Genomic DNA, 21883 nt, shown 5'->3' with positions numbered 1-21883 from the left:
GCTTGCGCCTTCGGCTAAGGAAAAACAGGGTCGAAACGTCGAGGGCGCAAACGTCTATTGTCGTCCAGACAGCCTGCTCAATCGGACCGCTTGCCCTCGTCATGCGGACCGGACCGATGCGGCTCCGTCCGGTTCGTTACCCGAGCCGCAGGCACCTATCAGCTCCGCCCCCCTGCGGCAGGTGCACCAACGTCTTCGGCGCCGGTGTCACCGCAGACGACGGCACCGACGTCGGGCGGCAGCGCATCCACCGTTTTGACGCTGGCGCGAGGCGTCGACGCCGCCGCCACGCTCGACAAGGCCGTAAGGGATAGTGGCGGGAAGCTTGAATGGAGCCATTCGGTCGGCGACACCGTGAAGGCGCTCGGGCTCGACAGCAGCCAGACCGAGCGCAAGGAGCTGGCGCCCGAGTTGGGCTACACCGGCGATCCAGGCGACAGCGCGATCATGAACGTCTGGCTTCAGAAGGCGCTGATGAAGAAGGCCGTCGAGAACGACGGCACGGTGCCAGCCGAGATGCGGGACTGAACGATCGTCTTGGAGCCGATAAAGGAGGGGCCGCTACGTGCGGCCATTTTTTGCGTCCGCGTCGCACACGGCACCGGTATGGGGCGTCCCTCAGATCGGAAGCAGGCCGCACGGGCCGGTAAGGGTCGTCTCGCCGATCGTCCACGCATCAGCCGTCCCGGTCGGCTTGGTCTGGATGAGCAGGCGGCAGGCCGTGACCTTGGAATAGCCGCCGTAGCTCGAGACGACGGGCGGACCGTCACGACGTACACGCGCCCGCAGATGATCGCCTGGAAGGTCGGGGGCGTCGGGCCAGTCTCGTTGCTGAAGTCCGCCATCGTGCGTCCCTGGAAAACTCGCAGACGCGCTCCGGTCCTGCTCGACCTGTTCGGCGGTCCGGCAACCCGCCACGGCGGCCGCCATCACCGCCCATCCGGCAATTCGATCCACCCGCTTCATCCCCTGCCCTACCGTTCGAGACGGCCCCCAAGAGCACGGTGCGATTCGACGCCCATGCGCGGAAAACGGTTCGCAGTGTGGGAAGCAAATGCAGGAGGTTCGTCGGACGGAAGCCGCCGGATCGCTCGAACCATTCTAATCGCAGGAAGATCGACTGGTACGCCCAAGGGGAATCGAACCCCTGTTTGCGCCGTGAGAGGGCGCCGTCCTAACCGCTAGACGATGGGCGCGAACCAGTGATCGGGGATATAGCCAGCCCGTTCCGGCTTGGCAAGCGGAATCTGCCGTTCAGTTGGCGGGCGCCGGCTCCGCCGCCTGGACGGGGTATCTCGAGGCCACAGTGCCGGTCGCGAGGTCGAGGAGGATCAGATCCTGTCCGCCGTCGGCCCGCTCCACGGTCAGGAGCGCGTTGTTTCCGTCGAGCGCGACATTCGTGATTCGGGCGCCGACCCCGATCGCGACCGGCGGCAGCGTGCCGCCGGCCCGGCGGGCGCCCTCGCCGTCCGAGGTGCGATAGACAACGGCGCTGAGAACCGCGATAAGCCCGACGAACAGGACCGCGATGGAGATCGCCAGCAGGCGGACCATCTTGCGCCGCACCTTCTCGAAGGCCGGATCGTTCGGCGCACTGCCGCTGTCTAGGTTTCCCGTCACGTTTTTCCCGCGCCGCTGGAGTGTCAGATGTCGATCGTTGGTACAGGGGGAGACGAAACCGACGCAAGCGAGTTCCGCGTCGGCGAAGAGGACGCCGGCCGCCGCCTCGACCAGTTCCTGGCCGCAGCGCTCGGCGGCGAGTTGTCGCGCTCGCGCCTCCAGTCCCTGATCGAGGACGGACAGGTGCGGATCGATGACGCACCGGTCCTCCTTCCGAAGCGCAAGGTGGTCGCCGGCGAGACGGTGCGTCTGGAACTGCCGGAGGCCGAGGCGCCCGAACCGACCCCCGAAGACATCCCTCTCGACATCCTCTTCGAGGACGAGCACCTCGTCATCCTCGACAAGCCGGCCGGCCTCGTCGTCCATCCCGGCCCCGGCAACTGGACCGGCACCCTGGTCAACGCGCTCCTCTTCCATTGCGGCGACACGCTGTCGGGCATCGGCGGGGTGAAGCGGCCGGGCATTGTTCACCGGCTCGACAAGGACACGAGCGGCGTCATGGTGGTCGCCAAATCCGACGCCGCGCACCGCTCGCTCGCCAAGCAGTTCGCCGCCCATGGCCAGGACGGGCGCATGGAGCGCGCTTACCAGGCCGTGGTCTGGGGCGTGCCGTCACGGCCCGTCGGCACGGTGGAGGCCGCGCTCGGGCGCTCCAACTCCGACCGCACGAAGCGCCAAGTCGTGCCGGAGGGCCGGCCGGATGCCCGCCATGCCGTGACCCATTTCGAAGTGCTGGAGCGCTTCGGCACCGAGGGCGCCAACGCCTCGCTAATCGCCTGCATCCTGGAGACCGGCCGCACCCACCAGATCCGCGTTCACATGAGCCATATCGGCCACCCGTTGATCGGCGACGAGGTCTACGGCGCGCATTTCCGCACCAAGGCGAAGAAGCTGGGCGATGTCGGCGACGTGGTCTCGGCTTTTCCCCGCCAGGCGCTGCATGCTTTCCGCCTCGCGTTCGAGCATCCGGTCAGCGGCGAGGCGCTGGAGTTCGAGACCGATCTTCCGGACGACATGCAGGAACTCCTGGACGCCTTGGCCCGTTTGGACGCGTGACCGGCCGCGCGATACCGGCGCGACCGTCCTGTGGCCGTCTTCTTCAAGTGAACGAAATGTAACCTTCGTTCGCCCCGTTCAGGCCGTGTAATCGGGGCATAGAGTCACCATATCGAAGCTCGGCGGGGTGCGCCTTCAGGGCACCTCGCGGCCGATTGGCTCGGGATACGAGCGATCCAGGCAGAAGGAGGGTTCCATATGGCGAGAGCCAATCTTCCCAGCATCGCGTCGGGCGAAGGCGGCCTCAGCCGCTATCTCGACGAGATCCGGCGTTTTCCGATGCTGGAACCGAACGAAGAATACATGCTGGCCAAGCGCTATGCCGAGCACGACGACCGTGACGCGGCGCACAAGCTGGTGACGAGCCATCTGCGCCTCGTGGCGAAGATCGCGATGGGCTATCGCGGCTACGGCCTGCCGATCGGCGAGGTCGTGTCGGAAGGCAATGTCGGTCTGATGCAGGCGGTCAAGCGCTTCGACGCCGACCGCGGCTTCCGGCTGGCGACCTATGCGATGTGGTGGATCAAGGCGTCGATCCAGGAATACATCCTGCGCTCGTGGAGCCTCGTGAAGATGGGCACCACCGCGAACCAGAAGCGCCTGTTCTTCAACCTGCGCAAGATGAAGAGCCGCATCCAGGCGCTGGACGAGGGCGACCTCCGTCCGGATCAGGTCCAGCAGATCGCGACCTCCCTCGGCGTGTCCGAGGAGGAAGTGGTCTCGATGAACCGCCGCCTGTCGGGCGACGCTTCGCTCAACGCGCCAATCCGCGCCACGGAGGGTGAGTCGGGCGAGTGGCAGGACTGGCTGGTCGATCAGTCCGAGAGCCAGGAGGATATCCTGGTCGAGCAGGACGAGTTGGAGCAGCGTCGCGGCATGCTGCACCAGGCGATGGACGTGCTCAACGACCGCGAGCGGCGCATCTTCGAGGCTCGCCGCCTTGCGGAGGATCCGCTGACGCTGGAAGCGCTTTCGGGCGAGTTCGACATCAGCCGCGAGCGCGTGCGTCAGATCGAGGTGCGCGCCTTCGAGAAGGTGCAGAAGGCCGTGCAGGACACGGCCGAGGCCGCCCGCCGTTCGCTGCGCGTGGTGGAAGACGCCCACGCCTGACGCTGGCGGCGCAGGGCGAAACAAAAAGGCCGGTCCCTCGCGGGACCGGCCTTTTCTCGTTCAGGTGCGCCCGTTCCAGGCTTCGATGGCCTCGCGGAAGATCCGGTCGCCGGTGATGCCCTTTTCGATCGACATCAGCGCCCGCTGCCCCGACGCGTAGGCGATCGGGATGTCGATCCACTCCTCGCGGCCGAGAAGGGCGAGGTTGCTCTGGACCGCCTGCGGCAGATCGTTCAGCGCGATGATGAAGAAGCCGTCGGAAATCTTGCCGGCGACGCCGATCAGCGGCTCGCCGCGCGCCTGCTCCGTCGGCTTGAGGGCGAGACGCTGGACGTTCTCGATCGCGCCGCCGGGGAAGCCGGCGGGCGTGTCGAACATGATCTCGATCACGTGGCTGGCGGGCAGGGTCGCGTCGGCGTTGCGCCGGATGGTCATGGTCATGCGCAGGTTGGAGTCCGGCACGTCGACGCTCGCCCGGATGGCGGGTTCGGGCGGCTGCCCGTCGGCGGGCGGCTCGCTGGCCAGGCTCCAGACCACGTTGCCGCTCTGCTGCGTACCCTCGCGGTCGGCCGACCGCTCCTCGTAGAAGACCGCGCGCTGGCCGACGGGCACGGCAGCCGGGGTTCCCGTGGGCGCATTGGCGGGCGGCTGCGTAGCGGGTGCGGCCTCCGGCACCGTGGCGGGCGCCGCGGCGGCTGGGGGCGCCGTCTCGGTCGGCGCGGCAATGGTGGCCGCCGCGACGTCAGTACCTTCCTCAAAGGCGTTGGGCGCGCTCGCCCCCGGACCTTCGTCCACTTCGGTGCCGTCGGGCAGGAGGCGCTGCGTGAACTGGCGTCCGCCCGGCGCGGGCGGCGTCGTGGTCGGGGTGGCCGGCGCCACGTCCGTCACGGTGCCGCTCGGCGGCGCGGCCGTTTCGGGCACCGTGCCGTCGGTCGGGGCCGGCGCCTCGGCGCTGTCCGTCGATTGTCCGGTTCCCACAGGCGCGGAGGCGGTCTGCGGCGAGCCGAGCACCACGGAACGGATGTCGTCGAGATAGGCCCAGCCGAGGGCGCCGAGCCCGAGCAGCGCAACCACGGCGACGGCCGCCATCAGCGGCGTGCGGTTGCGGGCGGTCGCACGCCGTGCGGGATAGCGCGGAGCGGCGAGATCGGCCTCCGGAATGCCGGACAGGATGGCGCCCGGCGAGGGCGAGGCGCTGCGGCTCTCCGCCGGCGCCGGCATGGGGCTTGCGGGGCGAAGGTTGGTGCGGGGCGCGCGGTCGGGCACTGGCAGCCGCTCGGCGGCGGCGTCGGGGCGCGTCTGGCGCAGCGGCGGCTCGGCCGGTGCCGGACCGATCACGCCGACGGGCGCATCCATCTCGTCCGACGCGCGCGGCTCCACGGGAACGGACGGCTCCAGGCCGGAAGGCCGCTGTGCCTCGCTCGAGCGCTCGAAACGCGGCGCTTCGGGAGCCGGAGGCGAAGCACGCTCCGGCTGCGACGGCGCAAAGGTCTGCGCGGGCGCGGCCGGCGGCCGCATCGTGGGCGTCGCGCGCGGAAACGGAGGCGGCGGGGGTTCGCGCACCGGCGCGGGCGGCGGCGGCGCGGCGGGTGCGGCGCGCGGCGGCTCCGGCGCCTCGGGCGGGGGCGACGGCGCGTCCTGCGCCACCCCTTCCCCGCTCAGCGCCAGGTAATGCGCCTCAGATTCGGCGATCGCCTCCTCCAGCACGCGGTAGCGCTGCTCCGCCACGTGCTCGGCCAGCGGCGGATCGGCGGACTGGATCTGGCGGGTGATGGCCGCCCGGGCCTTTTCGTAGACCTTGGCCCGCAGTTGCGGCGTGGCATTCGGCAAGCCGTCGATGGTCTTGCGGAGGACGGCGGTCAGATTCGCCATGAAGCGCTGCACTCACTCGAGGTCGGTACCGGGAACGGATCGAGCCAGAGCGGCGATCCAGCACCCGTCCGGCCCATCTCGCAGGTCGATCCCGCCTGCCAGGGAATCGCTACGGGAAAGGACCGGCGGAAGGAAGGCGGGTCGCCTCCCCTCCCGGTTGTGGACGATCCTCGCATGGAGACGCGAGGGCCGCACGGCGCAGCCGAAAGTTCGAACGAACCTAGCGACCTTATATCAAGCTTTCATTAATCTTGAAACGGATCGCGGACAAGGATCGTGTCGTCGCGCTCGGGCGAGGTGGACAGGAGCGTGACCGGCGCGCCCACGAGTTCCTCGATCTGGCGCACGTACTTCACCGCCTGGGCCGGAAGGTCCGCCCAGGAGCGGGCGCCCGCCGTGGTGCCCTTCCAGCCCTCGAAGGTCTCGTAGACCGGCTTCACGCGCTTTTGCGCCGCAAGGCTCGCCGGGAAGTAGTCGATCCGCTCGCCGTCCAGTTCGTAGGCCGTGCAGATGCGGATCTCGTCCATGCCGTCGAGCACATCGAGCTTGGTGAGGGCGAGGCCGTGGATCCCGTTGATCGCGACGGCCTGACGCACCAGAACCGCGTCGAACCAGCCGCAGCGGCGCTTGCGGCCCGTCACCGTGCCGAACTCGTGGCCCTTGGTGCCCAGGAACTCGCCGACCTCGTTGTCCTGCTCCGTCGGGAACGGGCCTTCGCCGACGCGCGTCGTGTAGGCCTTGGTGATGCCGAGCACGAAGCCGAGGCTGGACGGCCCGAGACCGGAGCCCGCCGCCGCCTGGCCCGCCACCGTGTTGGACGAGGTGACGAACGGATAGGTGCCGTGGTCGATGTCGAGCAGCGTGCCTTGCGCGCCCTCGAACAGGATGCGGTCGCCGGCCTTGCGGCGTTCGTCCAGAAGCCGCCAGACGCGGTCGATATAGGGCGTAATTTCGGCGGCGACCGAGGTCAGCTCCTCCAGGATCGCAGATGCCTCGACCTCGGGCTGGCCGAGGCCCCTGCGCAGCGGGTTGTGGTGCGCCAGCAGGCGCTCGATGCGCTCGGGCAGAGCTTCGGGCTCGGCGAGGTCCATGACGCGGATGGCGCGGCGGCCGACCTTGTCCTCGTAGGCCGGGCCGATGCCGCGCCCCGTGGTTCCGATCTTGGTGCCAGCGGCTGCCGCCTCGCGCGCGGCGTCGAGTTCGCGGTGGAGCGAGAGGATCAAGGCGGCGTTGTCGGCGATGCGCAGGGAATCCGGCGTGATCGAGACGCCCTGCCCCTCTATCCGCTTCTTCTCGGCGACGAAGGCGTGCGGATCGAAGACGACGCCGTTGCCGATCACCGACAGCTTGCCCGAGCGCACCACGCCGGAGGGCAGCAGCGAGAGCTTGTAGGACACGCCGGAGACGACCAGCGTATGTCCGGCATTGTGGCCGCCCTGGAATCGCACGACGACGTCGGCCCGCTCCGAGAGCCAATCGACGATCTTGCCCTTCCCTTCGTCTCCCCACTGGGATCCGACGACGACGACGTTAGCCATGCAGTCTCCTCGGGGCTTCCTGCCCCTGTGATGCCGAACTTCGGGCGCGCGAAGGACCCGTCGGGGGTCCGGCGGCGCAAACGCGGCGGACTATAGTCAAGCCGCGTGCGCCGCGCGAGGTCGCGGCAAGGCTTTTTCCCAAACGCCCACGATATTTAAGTCGGACAAACGATTGCCTGTGGCGCTGCGATCCGCGAAAGCATTCGGCATGCTCAAGCGCCTCGGTCACCCCTACCTCCTGCTTCTCGTCACCGCCCTGATCTGGGGCGCCAACGCGGTGGCGGGCAAGCTCTCGGTCGGCCACATCTCGCCGATGATGCTGACGCTTCTGCGCTGGGTCGGCGCCATTCTCGTGCTTCTGCCCTTCGCATGGCCGCATCTGCGGCGCGAGGCGCCGATCATCAGGCGGCACCTGCCCTATTTCGTCGGAATCGGCTTCCTGGGCTTCACCTGCTTCAACGCGCTCTTCTACATCGCGATGAGCTACACAAGCGCCATCAACGCCACGATCATCCAGGCCTCGATGCCGCTGGTCGTGTTCGTCGGCATGTTCCTCTTCTTCCACGTCCGCGTGACACCGCTGCAGGTCGTCGGCTTCCTGCTGACGCTCGTCGGCGTGCTGCTGGTCGCCTCGCACGGCCATCTCGAGACGATCCTGCTGCTCGACCTCAACCGGGGTGACGCCCTGATCCTCGCGGCGACCGTGGTCTTCGGGTCCTACACCATCCTTCTGTCGCGCAAGCCGCGCGTCCACTGGCTGAGTTCGATCTTCGCGGTCAGTCTCGGGGGCGCGCTTGGCGCGGTGCCACTTCTGGCCGTCGAGTTCTGGGCAGGGCGAACCACGGTGCCGGACGCTCAGGGGCTCGCCGTCCTCGCCTTCTCGATCCTGTTTCCGTCGATCCTCAGCCAGGCGCTCTATATTCGGGGCATCGAGCTGATCGGGGCGAACCGCGCCAATCTCTTCGTCAACACGGTGCCTGTCTTCGGCGCGATCCTCGCGGTGCTGGTCCTCGCCGAGCCCTTCCATGCCTACCACCTGGCGGCGCTGGCGATGGTGCTCGGCGGCATCGCGCTTGCCGAGCGCGGCAAGCGGGGGGCGAGCGGCGCGGCCTGACGCAAAAAGGGGCGAAGCGTCTTCCCGCTCCGCCCCCCTATGTTCCTGCCGAACGGTCAGACGTCGAAGGTCAGCATCTTCGCCTGGCCGATGGCGTTCAGGCCGCGCAGCTCTTCGAGGAAGTCCTCGGTCAGCGGCCCGTCGAGATAGATGATGGCGATCGCGCTGCCGCCCTGCTCGTCGCGGCCGAGATGGAAGTTGGCGATGTTGATGCCGGCCTTGCCGAAGGCGGTGCCGATCTGGCCGATGACGCCCGGCACGTCCTTGTTGGCCGTGTAGAGCATGTAGCGGCCGACATCGGCCTCCATGTTGATGCCCTTGATCTGGATGAAGCGCGGCTTGCCGTCCGAGAAGGTCGTGCCGGCCACCGAGCGCGTCTGCTTCTTGGTGGTGACGGTCACCTTGATGTAGCCGTCGAAGACGCCCGACTTGTCGCGGCGCACCTCGGACACGGCGATGCCTCGCTCCTTGGCCATCAGGGGCGCCGAGACCATGTTGACCGTCTGCACCTGCGCCTTCAGAAGGCCCGCGATCGCCGCGGCCGAGAGGGCACGGATGTTCATGTTGCCCGGCGCTCCGTCGTAGAGGATCTCCACCGCGTCGATCGGCTCTTCGGTGAGCTGGCCGGCGAAGGAGCCGAGGATCTCGGCGAGCTTGACGTAGGGCGTCAGGATCGGCGCCTCTTCGGCGGTGATCGAGGGCATGTTGAGCGCGTTGGACACCGCACCCTTCACGAGATAGTCCGCCATCTGCTCGGCCACCTGGAGAGCGACGTTCTCCTGCGCCTCCGTGGTGGAGGCGCCGAGATGCGGCGTGCAGACGACGTTGTCGAGGCCGAAGAGCGGGCTGTCGGTCGCCGGCTCCGTCTCGAACACGTCGATGCCGGCGCCAGCCACATGGCCGGACTTGATCGCGTCCGCGAGGTCCTTCTCGACGATCAGGCCGCCGCGCGCGCAGTTGATGATGCGCACGCCCTTCTTCATCGTGGCGAGCGCCTTGGCGTCGATGATGTTCTTCGTCTTGTCGGTCAGCGGCGTGTGGAGGGTGATGAAGTCGGCGCGCTTGAAGAGGTCCTCCAGCTCGACCTTCTCGATGCCGAGCTGGGCCGCGCGCTCCTCCGACAGGAACGGGTCGAAGCCGATCACCTTCATCTTCAGGCCGACGCCGCGCGAGGCAACGATCGACCCGATGTTGCCGCAGCCGACGACGCCCAGCACCTTGCCGGTGATCTCGACGCCCATGAAGCGGTTCTTCTCCCACTTGCCGGCCTGCGTCGAGGCGTCGGCGGCGGGAAGCTGGCGGGCGACGGCGAACATCATCGCGACGGCATGCTCGGCCGTGGTGATGGAGTTGCCGAAGGGCGTGTTCATCACGATGACGCCCTTCCGGCTGGCGGCCGGAATGTCGACATTGTCGACACCGATGCCGGCGCGGCCGATGACGCGCAGGTTCGGCGCGGCCTCGATCACCTTCTCCGTCACCTTGGTGGCGGAGCGGATGGCGAGGCCGTCATACTGGCCGATCACTTCGAGGAGCTTGTCCTTGTCCTTGCCGAGGTCGGGCAGGTAGTCGACCTCGACGCCCTTGTCCTTGAAGATCTGGACGGCGGTCGGGGACAGCTTGTCGGAAACGAGAACGCGCGGAGCCATCAGGCTTCTCCTGCAGCATGGGCGCCCGAAAGCGCTTTGAAAACGAAAGATGGGGAAAGCGCCCGCCCCTCGTCGAGGCGGGCCGTGCCGTCAGCTCAGGCGGCTTGCGCCAGCGTCGCGCGCTGCGCCTCGTAGGCATAGGCGATCCAGGGCATGAGCGCTTCGAGGTCCGAAGCCTCCACCGTCGCGCCGGCCCAGATGCGCAGGCCCGGAGGCGCGTCGCGATAGGCGCCGATGTCGAGGGCGACGCCCTCCTTCTCCAGCTTGGAGGCGACGCCCTTGGCGAAGGCGTCCTGCTCGTCCTTCGACAGACCCGAGATCTCGGGCGCCGTGAACTGGAGGCAGACGGAGGTGTTGGAGCGGATGTCGGCGGACTTGGCGAGGAAGCCGATCCAGTCGTTCTGCGCGACGAAGCGGTCGATGACGGCCAGGTTCTTGTCGGCGCGGGCCTTCAGGGCCTCCAGGCCACCGATCGATTTCGCCCACTGGAGCGCGTCGAGATAGTCCTCGACGCAGAGCATGGACGGCGTGTTGATCGTCTCGCCCTTGAAGATCCCCTCGATCAGCTTGCCGCCGGAGGTCAGGCGGAAGATCTTCGGCAGCGGCCAGGCCGGCTTGTAGGTCTGGAGACGCTCCACGGCGCGGGGGCTGAGGATCAGGACGCCGTGCGCGCCCTCGCCGCCCAGAACCTTCTGCCAGGAGAAGGTCACGACATCGAGCTTGTCGTAGGGAAGGTCCTGCGCGAAGGCGGCCGAAGTCGCGTCGCAGATGGTCAGGCCCTTGCGGTCCGCCGGGATGGCGTCGCCATTCGGCACGCGCACGCCGGACGTCGTGCCGTTCCAGGTGAAGACTACGTCGCGGTCGAAATCGACTTGGCCGAAATCGACGATCTCGCCGTAAGGCGCCTCGAAGACGCGGGCGTCGGCGAGCTTCAGCTGCTTCACCGCATCCGTCACCCAGCCGGCGCCGAAGCTTTCCCAGGCCAGCATGTCCACCGGGCGTTCGCCGAGAAGCGACCACATGGCCATCTCGACCGCGCCGGTGTCCGAACCCGGCACGATGCCGATCCGGTAGTCGGCGGGAACGCCGAGAACGGCCCGAGTGTCGTCGATCGCCTGGGCGAGCTTGGTCTTGCCGACCTTGGCGCGGTGCGAACGGCCGAGCGGCGCGTCGCTCAGCGCATCCAGCGTCCAGCCGGGACGCTTGGCGCAAGGACCAGAGGAAAAGCGGGGATTGGCCGGACGAGCGGCCGGCGGTGCGATAGTCGCCATCAAAAGCTATCCTTACAGATAGAAGCGCCTCGTTGGGGAGGCGTGTCCCAAGTGTGCGGATATGCCCGTCACGACCGAGGGTCAAGTGACAATCGCAAGACGGTCACGCGACGATCACACCTAATCTATGAAACGGGAGCGGTTCCCGACGGTTTTGCCTTCGCCAATCACCGGAACGGAGGATCACCATGGCAGCAGGACGTAGCCTCGAGCGACGGGTTCTGGACAAGGACGAACTGGAGCTCGTGGCGGAGACCCACTACCCGGCCCTTCGCGAACTCGGCCACACCGAGATCAACGAACTCACCCAGCGCCTGCGCGAGCGCCGCGACCGCGCGCGCGAGATCGCCAACCGCCGGCGCGGCGCGGCCCGCCGGGGCCAGGGGCCGGGCGAGCCGGAGAATTCCGGCATGCGGCAGAAGGCCGGAGTCCTGTCCGAAGCGCTGGCACGCCTCAACAAGGAGCGGACGCGGCGCGAGCATCAGGAGGCATCGACCGCCCTCCAGAGGAACGCCCGGCGCGCGCTCAAGCTCAAGCGCGCCAACGCGTCGCGCAGCGCCCGGCGGCCGAGCTCCGGGCGCACCGCGCATGGGGGGATGAACCCCGTCGAGAACGAGAAGGCGCAGCGCATCGGCAGCCCGATGGAAGCCGGCCGCGTGTCACAGTTCGTCCGCGACGCGCAAGGGGCGCGCGACAACCGGGCCTGATTCCCAGGTCAGTCGAAACGGAAGCGCAGACCGGCACGGATCGTGTGCCGGTCGAAGCCGTCGTCGTCGCTGGCCAGAAGCGTGCCGGCGGCCGGCTCGAAGCGATAGGCGTCGCCGTCCTGGACGTTGAGGTAGCGATAGCCGGTGTCGATGGCGATCTTTTCGGTAACGTCGTAGGAGACGCCGGCCGAGAGCGCATAGGCGAAGCGCCAGGAGTCCTCGCCGCCGTAGCGTGCGCCGGCGCCCAGCGCCGGGCAGGCGGTCAAGCCCCCCGGGCAGGTCGCCGCGCCCGTCACGTCGGAATAGCTCACGTGCACCGCGCCGACGCCCCCGCCGACATAGGGCGTGAAGCCGGCGAAGGTGCCGAGGTCGAGATAGGCGTTGCCCATCAGCTCGACCGCTTCGATCTCGCCCCGGTCGCGCGCGCCGCAGGCCGGGCCGAAACCGCAGAACCAGCCGGCGCCGTTGGCGGCCTCGACATCCCGCCGCCAGTAGTCGATCGTCGCGTCGAAGCGCAGGAGGTCGCTGGCCTTATAGCCGATGCCGGCCCCCGCCCCGAACCCACCGTCCAGATCCCAGCCGCGGGTGCGATCGGTGATCGTGCTGCCGAAGCGCGAAAGGCGCTGCGTCCCCCCGAAGGAGGCATCGAAACCGTAGGCGACGTCGGCGCGCAGGTAGAAGCCGGTGTTCGGCGTCACGATGGCGATCTCGGGCGCGTCGAGAATGTCCATGTCTGCGGCCAGGGCATGGCCGGAAGCGGCCAGGAGACTTCCGGCGAGAAGGATACGGGCGACGCGCATGGCAACGGTTTCCTGATGCGAATGGGAGAAGCCCCGCGCATTCCAGGCCGGGCGTCTCGAAGCCCAGCATCGCCGCCATCCGTTAATCCCCGGTTAACCATGTCGCTTAACCTTTGGCGAAGCTTTTGCCCTTTCCGGGCAGGCGGCCAGACGCAGAAAGGGCCGCCCCGAGGGACGGCCCTTTCTGAATGTCTCGTTCGGCTGCGGCTTAGAAGAAGCTGTAGCGCAGACCGGCGCGGACGGTGTGGATGTCGAAGCCGTCGTCGCGTGTCTGGACGCCGGTGGCGCCGTACTGCTTGTCCTGCTTGTCGTAGGACCAGGAGTCGCCTTCCCAGACCTTGGTGAAGCGGTAGCCGATGTCGAGCGCCAGCTGGCTCGTCAGGTCGACGCTCGCGCCGGCCATGAGCGAGGAAGCGAAGCGCCAGTCGTCCAGGCCCTCGTGGCTGCCGGAATAGGGCGTGTAGCCGGCCTTGCAGGGCGGGCAGACTTCCTGCGACTTCACGTCGTCGTACTTCACGTAGGCCGTGCCGACGCCGGCGCCGAGGTAGGGCGTGACGATGCCGAAGCTCGGCAGGTCGACATAGGCGTTCGCCATGATCGTCCAGACGTCGGCCTTCGAGCTGTCCTGGTAGTTGCACTCGTCGAACGGGCCGAGGCCGTGCGCCTTGTCCGTCAGGATCATGAGCGGGCACTTGGTCTTGCCGTCCGCGTCGGCGCGGAAGTAGTCGACCGTAGCGTCCACGCGGAAGGAGTCGGTGAAGCGATAGCCGGCGCCGACGCCGAAGGTCGCCGCATCCGACAGGCGCAGCTCGTCGTAGCGGTAGTGGTCGTCGATGCCCTCGACGCCCGGATAGATGTTGTAGAAGGCCCACTTGCCTTCGGTCTTGGACTCGAAGTTGTATCCGACGTCGCCGCGGATGTACCAACCGCTATAGGGCACTTCCTCGACGACCGGGATCGGCTCAATGATGTCGGCCGCCTGGGCCAGCGTCGGAAGAAGTGCGGCGGAGGCCAGGAGGCCAAGCGCAAGCCGTAGCATAATCGTTCTCTCCAGATTTCACGACAGGTCGCGGCTTGGGTTCCGCAATGATGAGAAATCTAAAGATTAATGATTAAAAGACCGTTTACCGCGGCGGAATGGTAAACGGCCCTTGCTTCAGGCCGCCTCGCGCTTGAGCGCGCCGATGATCTCGTCGACGACGGAATCGACGAGCTGCGGGTCGTCGCCTTCCGCCATGACGCGAATCAGGGGCTCGGTGCCCGAGGGTCGGATCACCAGGCGCCCCCCCTCGCCCAGCCGGTCGCGGCCGGCGCTGATGGCGTCCTGCACCCGCTGCTTCTCCAGCGGCGCGCCGCCGGCGAAGCGGACGTTCTTCAGCACCTGCGGCACCGGCGTGAACTTGCGGCAGACCTCCGAAACCGTGCCGCCCGCGCCGCGCACGACGGCCAGCACCTGCAGCGCCGACACGAGGCCGTCGCCCGTCGTGCCGAAGTCGGACAGGACGATATGGCCGGACTGCTCGCCGCCGACATTGTAGCCGTGCTGGCGCATGTGCTCGACCACGTAGCGGTCGCCGACCTTGGTGCGGGCGAGCTGGATCTGGCGCTCGCCCAGGAACCGCTCCAGCCCGAGATTGGACATGATGGTGGCGACGATGCCGCCGGCCGCCAGACGCCCGTCCTGCGCCCAGGCCTCGCCAATCACGGCCATGATCTGGTCGCCGTCCACGACCTCGCCGCGCTCGTCCACGATCAGCACGCGGTCGGCGTCGCCGTCGAGCGCGATGCCGATGTCGGCGCGCACTTCCTGCACCTTGGCGCAGAGCGTCGCCGGGCTGGTGGAGCCGCAGTTCAGGTTGATGTTGGTGCCGTTGGGATCGACGCCGATCTTCACGACCTCAGCGCCGAGCTCCCAGAGAACGTCCGGAGCCACGCGATAGGCCGCGCCGTTGGCGCAGTCGATCGCGACCCGCACGCCGTCCAGAGACATCTCGCGCGGCAGCGTGCGCTTGGCGAACTCGACATAGCGGTCGCGGCCGCCGTCGTCATAGCGCTTGGCGCGGCCGAGATGGGCACCGACCGCGAGGCGCGAGGACAGGTCCTCGTCGATGAGCCGATTGATTTCGGCTTCCAGCTCGTCGGACAGCTTGTAGCCGTCCGGCCCGAAGAGCTTGATGCCGTTGTCCTCGAACGGGTTGTGCGAGGCGGAGATCATGACGCCGATGTCGGCGCGCATCGACCGCGTGAGCATGGCGACGGCCGGGGTCGGCATCGGGCCGAGCATCAGCACATCGACGCCCACGGCGGTGAAGCCGGCACAGAGCGCGGGCTCCAGCATGTAGCCGGAAAGGCGCGTGTCCTTGCCTATCACCACCCGGTGCCGGTAGTTGCCGCGCTTGAAGGCGAGGCCCGCCGCCATGCCGACCTTCATCGCGATCTCCGGCGTCATGGGGTGCCGATTGGCGAGGCCCCGGATGCCGTCCGTCCCGAAGTAGGATTTCGTCATGGATGTCGTCCCCGCTGGTCCGTTCGCTTCGCTGTAGAGTCGCGAGCATGGCTCAGAAAGTAAAAAAGAATGTCAGTGTGCCGTCGAGCCGCGAGCAGCGCACCATCGGCACGAAAAAGGCGGACCCGAAGGCCCGCCTCGTATCGTTCGCTCCGGCGCCTGCCGGCGTCAGGCGGTCGGCTGGGGCTCCAGCCCGCCTTCCTTGTCGTCGCGCGGACCGGACGGACGGACCGAACCGGCCTTAGGCACCGCCGAGCCGCGCGAGGGCGGCGTGTCGTCGCCCATGTCGCGGGCCAGCGTCTTGCCGGCCAGGAGATCGCGCACCTCGTCGCCCGACAGGGTCTCGTACTCGAGAAGCCCGTTGGTCAGGGTATGGAGATCGTCGATGTGCTCGCGCAGAACCGCGCGCGCCCGGTTCTCGGCGACTTCGATGATGCCGCGCACCTCGGAGTCGATCAGCCGCGCCGTCTCCTCCGACATGTTCTGCTGCTGCGAGACCGAATGGCCGAGGAAGACCTCTTCCTGGTTCTGGCGGTAGCGCAGGCGGCCGAGCTTGTCGCTCATGCCGTATTCCATGACCATCGCGCGGGCCATGTTGGTGGCCTGCTGGATATCGTTGGACGCGCCCGTCGTGACGTTGTCGAGCCCGTAGATGATCTCCTCGGCGGCACGGCCGCCGAAGATCATGGCGAGGCGCGCCTCCATCTCGATCTTGCGCATGCCGTAGCGGTCGCGCTCCGGCAGATTCATGGTGACGCCCAGCGCCCGGCCGCGCGGAATGATCGTGACCTTGTGCAGCGGATCGTTGTGCGGGACGTAGATGCCGACGAGGGCGTGGCCCGCCTCGTGATAGGCGGTGAGCTTCTTCTCTTCCTCGGTCATGGCCATGGACCGGCGCTCGGCGCCCATCATGACCTTGTCCTTGGCGTCCTCGAACTCCAGCATCGTCACGAGGCGCTTGGAACGGCGGGCCGCCATCAGCGCCGCCTCGTTGACGAGGTTGGCGAGGTCGGCGCCCGAGAAGCCCGGCGTGCCGCGCGCGATGGTGCGCAGATCGACGTTCGGAGCCAGTGGCACGTTGCGCACGTGCACCTTCAGGATCTTCTCGCGCCCGCCGACATCCGGGTTCGGCACCATGACCTGACGGTCGAAGCGGCCGGGACGCAGGAGAGCGGGGTCGAGCACGTCCGGACGGTTAGTCGCTGCGATGAGGATGATGCCCTCGTTCGCCTCGAAGCCGTCCATCTCGACGAGGAGCTGGTTCAGGGTCTGCTCGCGCTCGTCGTTGCCGCCGCCCAGGCCCGCGCCGCGATGGCGGCCGACGGCGTCGATCTCGTCGATGAAGATGATGCAGGGCGCGTTCTTCTTGGCCTGCTCGAACATGTCGCGCACGCGGCTGGCGCCGACGCCGACGAACATCTCGACGAAGTCGGAGCCCGAGATGGTGAAGAAGGGCACGTTGGCCTCGCCCGCGACGGCGCGTGCCGTCAGCGTCTTACCGGTGCCCGGAGGGCCGACGAGCAGCACGCCGCGCGGAATCTTGCCGCCGAGGCGCTGGAACTTCTGCGGCTCGCGCAGGAATTCGACGATCTCCTCGAGGTCCTGCTTGGCCTCGTCCACACCCGCGACGTCGGCGAAGGTGACGCGCCCGTGCGCCTCGGTCAGAAGCTTGGCCTTGGACTTGCCGAAGCCCATGGCCTTGCCGCCGGCTCCGCCCTGCATCTGCCGCATCAGGAAGATCCAGACGCCGAGGATGAGGAGGATCGGGCCGAAGGACAGCAGCATCGACCAGATCGGGTTGGTATTGTCCGACGGCGGGCTGGCGTTGATCGTGATGTTCTTGCCTTCCAGGCGCTGGATCAGCTGCGGATCGCCCGGCGAGAAGGTCTGGAACGGGCTGGACGCGTCCGTATAGCTCCCGGAAATGCGCTGTCCCTGGATCGTCACGGAGCGCACACGGCCCGAATCGACGTCCGACAGGAACTGCGAATAGGGAATCTCCCGCGTGTTCGCGTTCTGCGAGCCGTTCGAAAACAGCTGGAACAGCGCGATCAGCAGAAGCGCGATGATCGCCCAAAGGGCGAAATTCCGGAAGTTCTGGTTCATTATCCGTCCTGGGATGACGCCTCGATACGCCCATCCATTTACGGTGGCCGAACCTAGACACGGCATCGAAGATAGGTGGCCGCCAAATCCTTGCCAACAGGCTTCAACGGATTTGCGGCAATTTGGGGTTCGGCGGTTAATCGAGTCCCCGGAAAGCCCGGCAGATCGATGGCGATACGCCATCCGACCCTTTGCCGCAGAGCGAGCGCGGGCAGCGATGCGAAGCGCTCGCCGAGGGCCGGATGGGTGGCGACCGGATCACCCGCCGCATCGACACAGACGGGCAGCGTGCGCTGAACGTCGCCTCCCAGGCCGAGGCGTCCCAAGGCGACGACACGCGCGGCGCCGGGAGGCGGAGAGCCTGTAAGATCGAAGCGATGGTCGAAACATCGCGCATCGGCGGCTCCAAGCTCCAGGGACGGTGGCCCGGTGCGTCCGAACTCCCGCGTCAGGCGGAACGTGCCCTCCCCCCGCTCAATCCGGCAGCCGTTCAGCGTGGCCGCCGAAGCGCCCTCCGTGGAAAAGCGGGCGATCAGGCGCGCCACCGCCGATCGGTCCGGCGGGCGGGCCGCCCCGCCCGCCGCCGTCAGGAGCCTCGCCCAGAGAATCCCATCGTCGCCCTCCGGCCGGAAGGTCACGACCCCGGCATCGTCCGAGTGCAGCCGCCCGTCCCAGGCGGCTCGGTCGATGCGCTCGCCGAGTTTGGCATCCTCGGCCTCGCGCAGGCGGCCGGCGGAAGCGATGGACCCCGCCAGCGCCAAGGTGTCGTGAAGGCCGTCGGCAAGCTCCCGACGGACCCTGGCGCGGCGATAGCGCTCGTCCGCGTTGGTCGGATCGCGCACCGGGTCCAGCCCGGCGCGGGCCACGGCCTCTTCGAGCACGCGCTTGGGAAGCGAGAGGAAAGGGCGCAACAGCGCGAGGCCCGGTTCGAGATCCCGCCAGGGCCGCATGCCGGCGAGGCCGGCCCCCACCGCACCGCGGGCACGTGCCAGGAGATGCGTTTCGAGCTGGTCGTCGGCATGGTGAGCGGCCAGGATCGCATCGGCGCCGACCCGCGCGGCCTCGCACGCCAACAGCGCGTATCGCGCGTCGCGAGCGGCCTCCATCAGGTTGCCGCGCGCGCAGGCCGCCTCGCGCCAGACAAGCGTGCGATGCGGCAGACCGAGATCGCGGCAAAGGCCCGCGACGAATGCTGCCTCCGCAGCCGAGCCGGGCCGCAACCCATGATCCACCGTTGCGACCGCCACCTCGGCAGGGAGCGCGCGATCGGCGCAGGCGAGCAGAAGCGCCAGGGAGTCGGGGCCGCCCGAGACCGCGAGAAGGATGCGGCGGAGCGGCGCCCGTGCCGACGCGAAACGGCCGAGCGCGATGCGGATCGCCTCGGCCGTTTCGGATGTCATGGCAAGGGACGCCGGGGCGTCAGGCGCAGTTGGCGGCCTTTTCCTCGCCCTCGAGCTTGCGCTTCACATTGGAGCTCATCTCCGGATAGCGCTTGCCGACCTCGGCATAGGTGACGCAGGCCGTCTCCCGATTGTTGAGGCGGGCGAGCGACATGCCGAGCTTCAGCATCATCTCCGGCGCCTTGCCGCTCTTGGGATGCGCCTTCTGCGCGTTCAGGAAGACCTCGGCGGCGTCGCGGTACTTCTTCTGGGCGTAGAGGGCCTCGCCCAGCCAGTACTGCGCGTCGGCCGCGTCCTGCGAGCTCGGATAGGTCTGGGTGTACTGGCGGAACGTGTTCTCGGCGAGCTGGTAGTCGCCCGCCAGCATGTAGTTGTAGCCGAGCGAATACATCTCCACCGGGCCGTTGGTGGCGATGGAGGCGACCTGGGACGAGCCGGGCAGTGGCGTGGCGGGCGCTGCGGGCTCGTTCAAGCTGGTATCGCCGAGCAGCGCGCCGATCTCGTCCGTCTGCGGCGCGGCGGAAGCGGGCGCCGTCGCATCGTTGGCGCTCGGCGGCGCGGCGGAGGCCACGCGGTCGCCGCCGGTCGGCACCGCCGGGGTGATCTCGGTGCGGCGCTCGGCAGGCTTGGCCGCGCTGCCCGAGCCCTTGCCTTCCAGGTCCTGGAAGCGGAACTCGTTGTCCTCCTGCGACTTGCGGAGCTGCTCCTGGAGTTGGAGCACGAGGAAGGACAGCTCCTCGACCTTGCCGGTCAGCCGCCGCATCTCCTCTTCCATCTGCGAGATGCGGACACCGCCGTCGCTGGCCTGCGCCATGAGGACGGGTGCCGGCTCCTGCGAGACGACGGGCGCGCGGTCGCCCGATCCGCCGAGGCCGAACGGCAGGTTCAGCGCGGCGGCCGGCCCGGCCAGCGTGGCGAGTGCGAGAATGGAGACGGTTGCGAGCTTCATGCTGGCCATGCGGAAATCCCCTCGGGATCGCTGGAGGCCCGTCGCCGTCAAGGCTCTGCGGCCGATCGGGCGACGACCTGTCGACCGTTCAGCTTGGATAGGCGGAAGGCGTCCAAAGTTTGGCCGGTGCTAGCACAGACAGGGGCGCAGAGACGCGAAACGGCCCCGCAGGGCCGCTTCCAAATGATGAATGTTGCAGAAATGCCGCAGATCAGCTGCCAGCTCCCGACAGGACGGTGACGGCGCGGCGGTTCTGAGACCAGCAGGAGATGTCGTCGCACACGGCCACCGGGCGCTCCTTGCCGTAGGAGATGGTGCGCATGCGATTCGCCGCCACGCCCTGGCTGGCGAGATAGTCGCGCGTGGCAGCCGCGCGGCGGGCGCCGAGGGCGAGGTTGTACTCGCGCGTGCCGCGCTCGTCGGCATGGCCTTCGACCGTGATGGAGTAGTTGCGGTACTGGTTCAGCCACTGCGCCTGGCGGGCGAGCGTCTGCTGCGCGTCGGCGCGGATCGACGAGGAGTCCGTGTCGAAGAAAATGCGGTCGCCGACGTTGACGGTGAAGTCCTGGCTGGTGCCCGGCGCCGCCGAACCCGCGCCGCCCATGCCGCCGGCGCCACCCATGCCGCCCGCGCCGCCGAGGCCGAGGCCCGCGGCGTTGTCCGGCAGGCCGGCGTTCTTCTTGGCGCAGGCCGAGAGCGCCAGCGCCGCGACCAGCGCGAGGGCGATACGACCATGGACCCCAGTAGCGATGCGGCGCATGGCCGTCTCCTTGCGTATGTGAATTCCGTATGGCCCTCGTTTACCATGTTGTGGGTTAACGAGTGGTCAACAGGGGATTGAAAAGGCTGACGAATCCTACTCCAGAGCCGGCGACCAGGCCGGATCCGACGCGTAGTTCGGGGTGGCGACCTTCTGCTCGTTCCGGCCCGTGAGGTCGATCGAATAGAGCTGCGGACCGCCGCCCTGATCGCGGAAGAACATGATGACGCGCCCGTTCGGCGCCCAGGTCGGCCCTTCCGCGTGGAAGGACGACGTGAGGATGCGCTCGCCCGAGCCGTCCGGCTTCATCACGCCGATCTGGAACTGGCCGCCCGTCTGCTTGGTGAAGGCGATGAGATCGCCGCGCGGGCTCCATACGGGGGTGTTGTAGGTGCCCTGGCCGAAGGAGATGCGGGTCTGGCCCGAACCGTCGGCGCCCATGACGTAGATCTGCGAGCGCCCGCCGCGGTCGCTCTCGAACACGACCTTGGAGCCGTCCGGCGAATAGGAGGGCGAGGTGTCGATGGCGTTGGTCGAGGTCAGGCGCGTCGTGGCGCGCGAGCGCAGGTCCATCGCGTAGATGTTGGAGTTGCCGTCCTGCTGGAGGCTCATCACCACCTTCTGCCCGTCCGGCGAGAAGCGGGGCGAGAAGGTCATGCCGGGGAAGTTGCCGACCACTTCGCGCTGCCCGGTCTCGAGCTGGAGGAGGTAGACGCGCGGCTCGCCCTGCCCGAAGGACATGTAGGTGATCTCCTGCCGGTTGGGCGAGAAGCGGGGCGTGAGGACGAGGTCGTTGCCCTGGCTGAGATAGCGCACGTTGGCGCCGTCCTGGTCCATGATGGCGAGGCGCTTCTTGCGGTCGGTCTTCGACCCGCTCTCGTCCACGAAGACGACGCGCGTGTCGAAATAGCCCTTCTCGCCCGTCAGGCGCTCGTAGATCGCGTCGGCGATGATGTGGGCGATGCGGCGCCAGTTGTCCGGGCTGGCATAGAACTGCTGCCCGTCGAGCTGCTGCCCGGCATAGGTGTCCCACAGGCGGAACTCGACGCGCAGGCGACCGTCGGCCTCCGGCGTCACGCGGCCCGTGACGAGCGCCTGGGCGTTGATGACGGTCCAGTCCTGAAAGCGCGGCGTCGCGTCCGGCGTGACGTCCTTCTGGATGAAGGCCGCCGGGTTGATCGGCGCGAAGAGGCCCGAGCGCTTGAGGTCGGCCGTGACCACCTCGATCAGCTTGGCGCCCAGCGCGTCGCGCGACTGGAAGTTCGGCAGGGCGATCGGCAGCGGCTGGACGTTGCCCTGGGTGACGTCGATCTCGACCTGGGCATGAGCGCCGGTCGCCAGCGCGAGGCCGGCGGTGGCGGTGGCGAGAGCAAGGGCCAGGGATCGGATGAAGCGCGTCATGGGCGGGACCTTCCCGTTTGGGCG

19 protein-coding genes and 1 tRNA gene are annotated in these 21883 nt (G+C 68.1%); 5 read left to right on the top strand and 15 right to left on the bottom strand.

Annotated elements, in window-relative coordinates; all coding sequences use genetic code 11:
- The first annotated feature begins 204 nt into the window (after positions 1–204).
- Positions 205–528: a DUF3597 domain-containing protein gene (locus O5O54_RS00630; RefSeq protein WP_407061632.1), complete on the top strand. Its 324-nt coding sequence runs from the start codon at positions 205–207 to the stop codon at positions 526–528.
- 90 nt (positions 529–618) lie between these two features.
- Here O5O54_RS00630 and O5O54_RS00625 read toward each other — a convergent pair whose 3' ends face one another.
- From O5O54_RS00625 to O5O54_RS00615, 3 genes are all read right to left on the bottom strand, one after another.
- On the bottom strand, positions 619–966 hold the full coding sequence (locus tag O5O54_RS00625) for a hypothetical protein (protein ID WP_279477724.1): 348 nt from the start codon (positions 964–966) through the stop codon (positions 619–621).
- A gap of 155 nt (positions 967–1121) precedes the next feature.
- Positions 1122–1196, bottom strand: a tRNA-Glu gene (locus tag O5O54_RS00620).
- Positions 1197–1254: 58 nt separating this feature from the next.
- Positions 1255–1620, bottom strand: a complete 366-nt coding sequence (locus tag O5O54_RS00615) for a hypothetical protein (protein WP_279477722.1) — start codon at positions 1618–1620, stop codon at positions 1255–1257.
- A 27-nt stretch (positions 1621–1647) separates the two neighbouring features.
- Between O5O54_RS00615 and O5O54_RS00610 the strand changes: the two genes are divergently transcribed.
- Entirely contained in the window at positions 1648–2676 is a 1029-nt protein-coding gene (locus O5O54_RS00610; protein ID WP_279477721.1) for an RluA family pseudouridine synthase, read from the top strand.
- A gap of 198 nt (positions 2677–2874) precedes the next feature.
- A complete protein-coding gene (gene rpoH, locus O5O54_RS00605) occupies positions 2875–3786 on the top strand; it encodes an RNA polymerase sigma factor RpoH (protein ID WP_279477719.1) in 912 nt (303 codons plus the stop codon).
- A gap of 60 nt (positions 3787–3846) precedes the next feature.
- Here the strand turns inward: rpoH and O5O54_RS00600 are convergent, their stop codons facing one another.
- Positions 3847–5658 carry a hypothetical protein gene (locus tag O5O54_RS00600; protein WP_279477717.1) on the bottom strand — a complete coding sequence of 604 codons (1812 nt, stop codon included), beginning with the start codon at positions 5656–5658 and terminating at the stop codon, positions 3847–3849.
- A 245-nt stretch (positions 5659–5903) separates the two neighbouring features.
- Complete coding sequence (locus O5O54_RS00595) at positions 5904–7196, bottom strand: adenylosuccinate synthase (RefSeq protein WP_279477716.1); 1293 nt, start codon at positions 7194–7196, stop codon at positions 5904–5906.
- Between the two features lie 208 nt (positions 7197–7404).
- Here O5O54_RS00595 and O5O54_RS00590 point away from each other — a divergent pair, with 208 nt between their 5' ends.
- Positions 7405–8310, top strand: a complete 906-nt coding sequence (locus O5O54_RS00590; protein WP_279477715.1) for a DMT family transporter — start codon at positions 7405–7407, stop codon at positions 8308–8310.
- 56 nt (positions 8311–8366) lie between these two features.
- Here the strand turns inward: O5O54_RS00590 and serA are convergent, their stop codons facing one another.
- Together serA and O5O54_RS00580 are read right to left on the bottom strand one after the other, a co-directional pair.
- The gene (serA, locus tag O5O54_RS00585; protein WP_279477713.1) at positions 8367–9959 is read right to left on the bottom strand and encodes a phosphoglycerate dehydrogenase; all 1593 of its coding nucleotides are present in this window, start codon (positions 9957–9959) and stop codon (positions 8367–8369) included.
- Positions 9960–10054: 95 nt separating this feature from the next.
- A complete protein-coding gene (locus O5O54_RS00580) occupies positions 10055–11230 on the bottom strand; it encodes a phosphoserine transaminase (RefSeq protein ID WP_279477711.1) in 1176 nt (391 codons plus the stop codon).
- 188 nt (positions 11231–11418) lie between these two features.
- On the opposite strand from O5O54_RS00580, the gene O5O54_RS00575 reads away from it, so the two are divergent.
- Positions 11419–11937 (top strand): hypothetical protein, encoded by a 519-nt coding sequence (locus O5O54_RS00575; RefSeq protein WP_279477709.1) that lies wholly within the window; start codon positions 11419–11421, stop codon positions 11935–11937.
- 8 nt (positions 11938–11945) lie between these two features.
- Here the strand turns inward: O5O54_RS00575 and O5O54_RS00570 are convergent, their stop codons facing one another.
- The 8 genes from O5O54_RS00570 to tolB all read right to left on the bottom strand — a co-directional run bounded on the left by O5O54_RS00570 (position 11946) and on the right by tolB (position 21859).
- The gene (locus tag O5O54_RS00570; protein ID WP_279477707.1) at positions 11946–12737 is read right to left on the bottom strand and encodes an outer membrane protein; all 792 of its coding nucleotides are present in this window, start codon (positions 12735–12737) and stop codon (positions 11946–11948) included.
- 208 nt (positions 12738–12945) lie between these two features.
- A complete protein-coding gene (locus O5O54_RS00565) occupies positions 12946–13776 on the bottom strand; it encodes an outer membrane protein (protein WP_279477704.1) in 831 nt (276 codons plus the stop codon).
- A gap of 117 nt (positions 13777–13893) precedes the next feature.
- A complete protein-coding gene (glmM, locus tag O5O54_RS00560) occupies positions 13894–15243 on the bottom strand; it encodes a phosphoglucosamine mutase (RefSeq protein ID WP_279477703.1) in 1350 nt (449 codons plus the stop codon).
- A 168-nt stretch (positions 15244–15411) separates the two neighbouring features.
- A complete protein-coding gene (ftsH, locus tag O5O54_RS00555; RefSeq protein WP_279477701.1) occupies positions 15412–17349 on the bottom strand; it encodes an ATP-dependent zinc metalloprotease FtsH in 1938 nt (645 codons plus the stop codon).
- A gap of 53 nt (positions 17350–17402) precedes the next feature.
- Positions 17403–18749, bottom strand: a complete 1347-nt coding sequence (gene tilS, locus O5O54_RS00550) for a tRNA lysidine(34) synthetase TilS (RefSeq protein ID WP_279477699.1) — start codon at positions 18747–18749, stop codon at positions 17403–17405.
- Between the two features lie 19 nt (positions 18750–18768).
- The gene (ybgF, locus tag O5O54_RS00545; protein WP_279477697.1) at positions 18769–19707 is read right to left on the bottom strand and encodes a tol-pal system protein YbgF; all 939 of its coding nucleotides are present in this window, start codon (positions 19705–19707) and stop codon (positions 18769–18771) included.
- A gap of 202 nt (positions 19708–19909) precedes the next feature.
- Positions 19910–20458 carry a peptidoglycan-associated lipoprotein Pal gene (gene pal, locus O5O54_RS00540; RefSeq protein ID WP_279477694.1) on the bottom strand — a complete coding sequence of 183 codons (549 nt, stop codon included), beginning with the start codon at positions 20456–20458 and terminating at the stop codon, positions 19910–19912.
- A 96-nt stretch (positions 20459–20554) separates the two neighbouring features.
- Positions 20555–21859, bottom strand: a complete 1305-nt coding sequence (gene tolB / locus O5O54_RS00535; protein ID WP_279477692.1) for a Tol-Pal system beta propeller repeat protein TolB — start codon at positions 21857–21859, stop codon at positions 20555–20557.
- Between the last annotated feature and the right edge of the window lie 24 nt (positions 21860–21883).

The sequence above is a fragment of the Aureimonas sp. SK2 genome (genome assembly GCF_029813115.1).
GTDB lineage: Bacteria > Pseudomonadota > Alphaproteobacteria > Rhizobiales > Rhizobiaceae > Aureimonas.
This window is presented reverse-complemented; position numbering and strand designations above follow the sequence as displayed.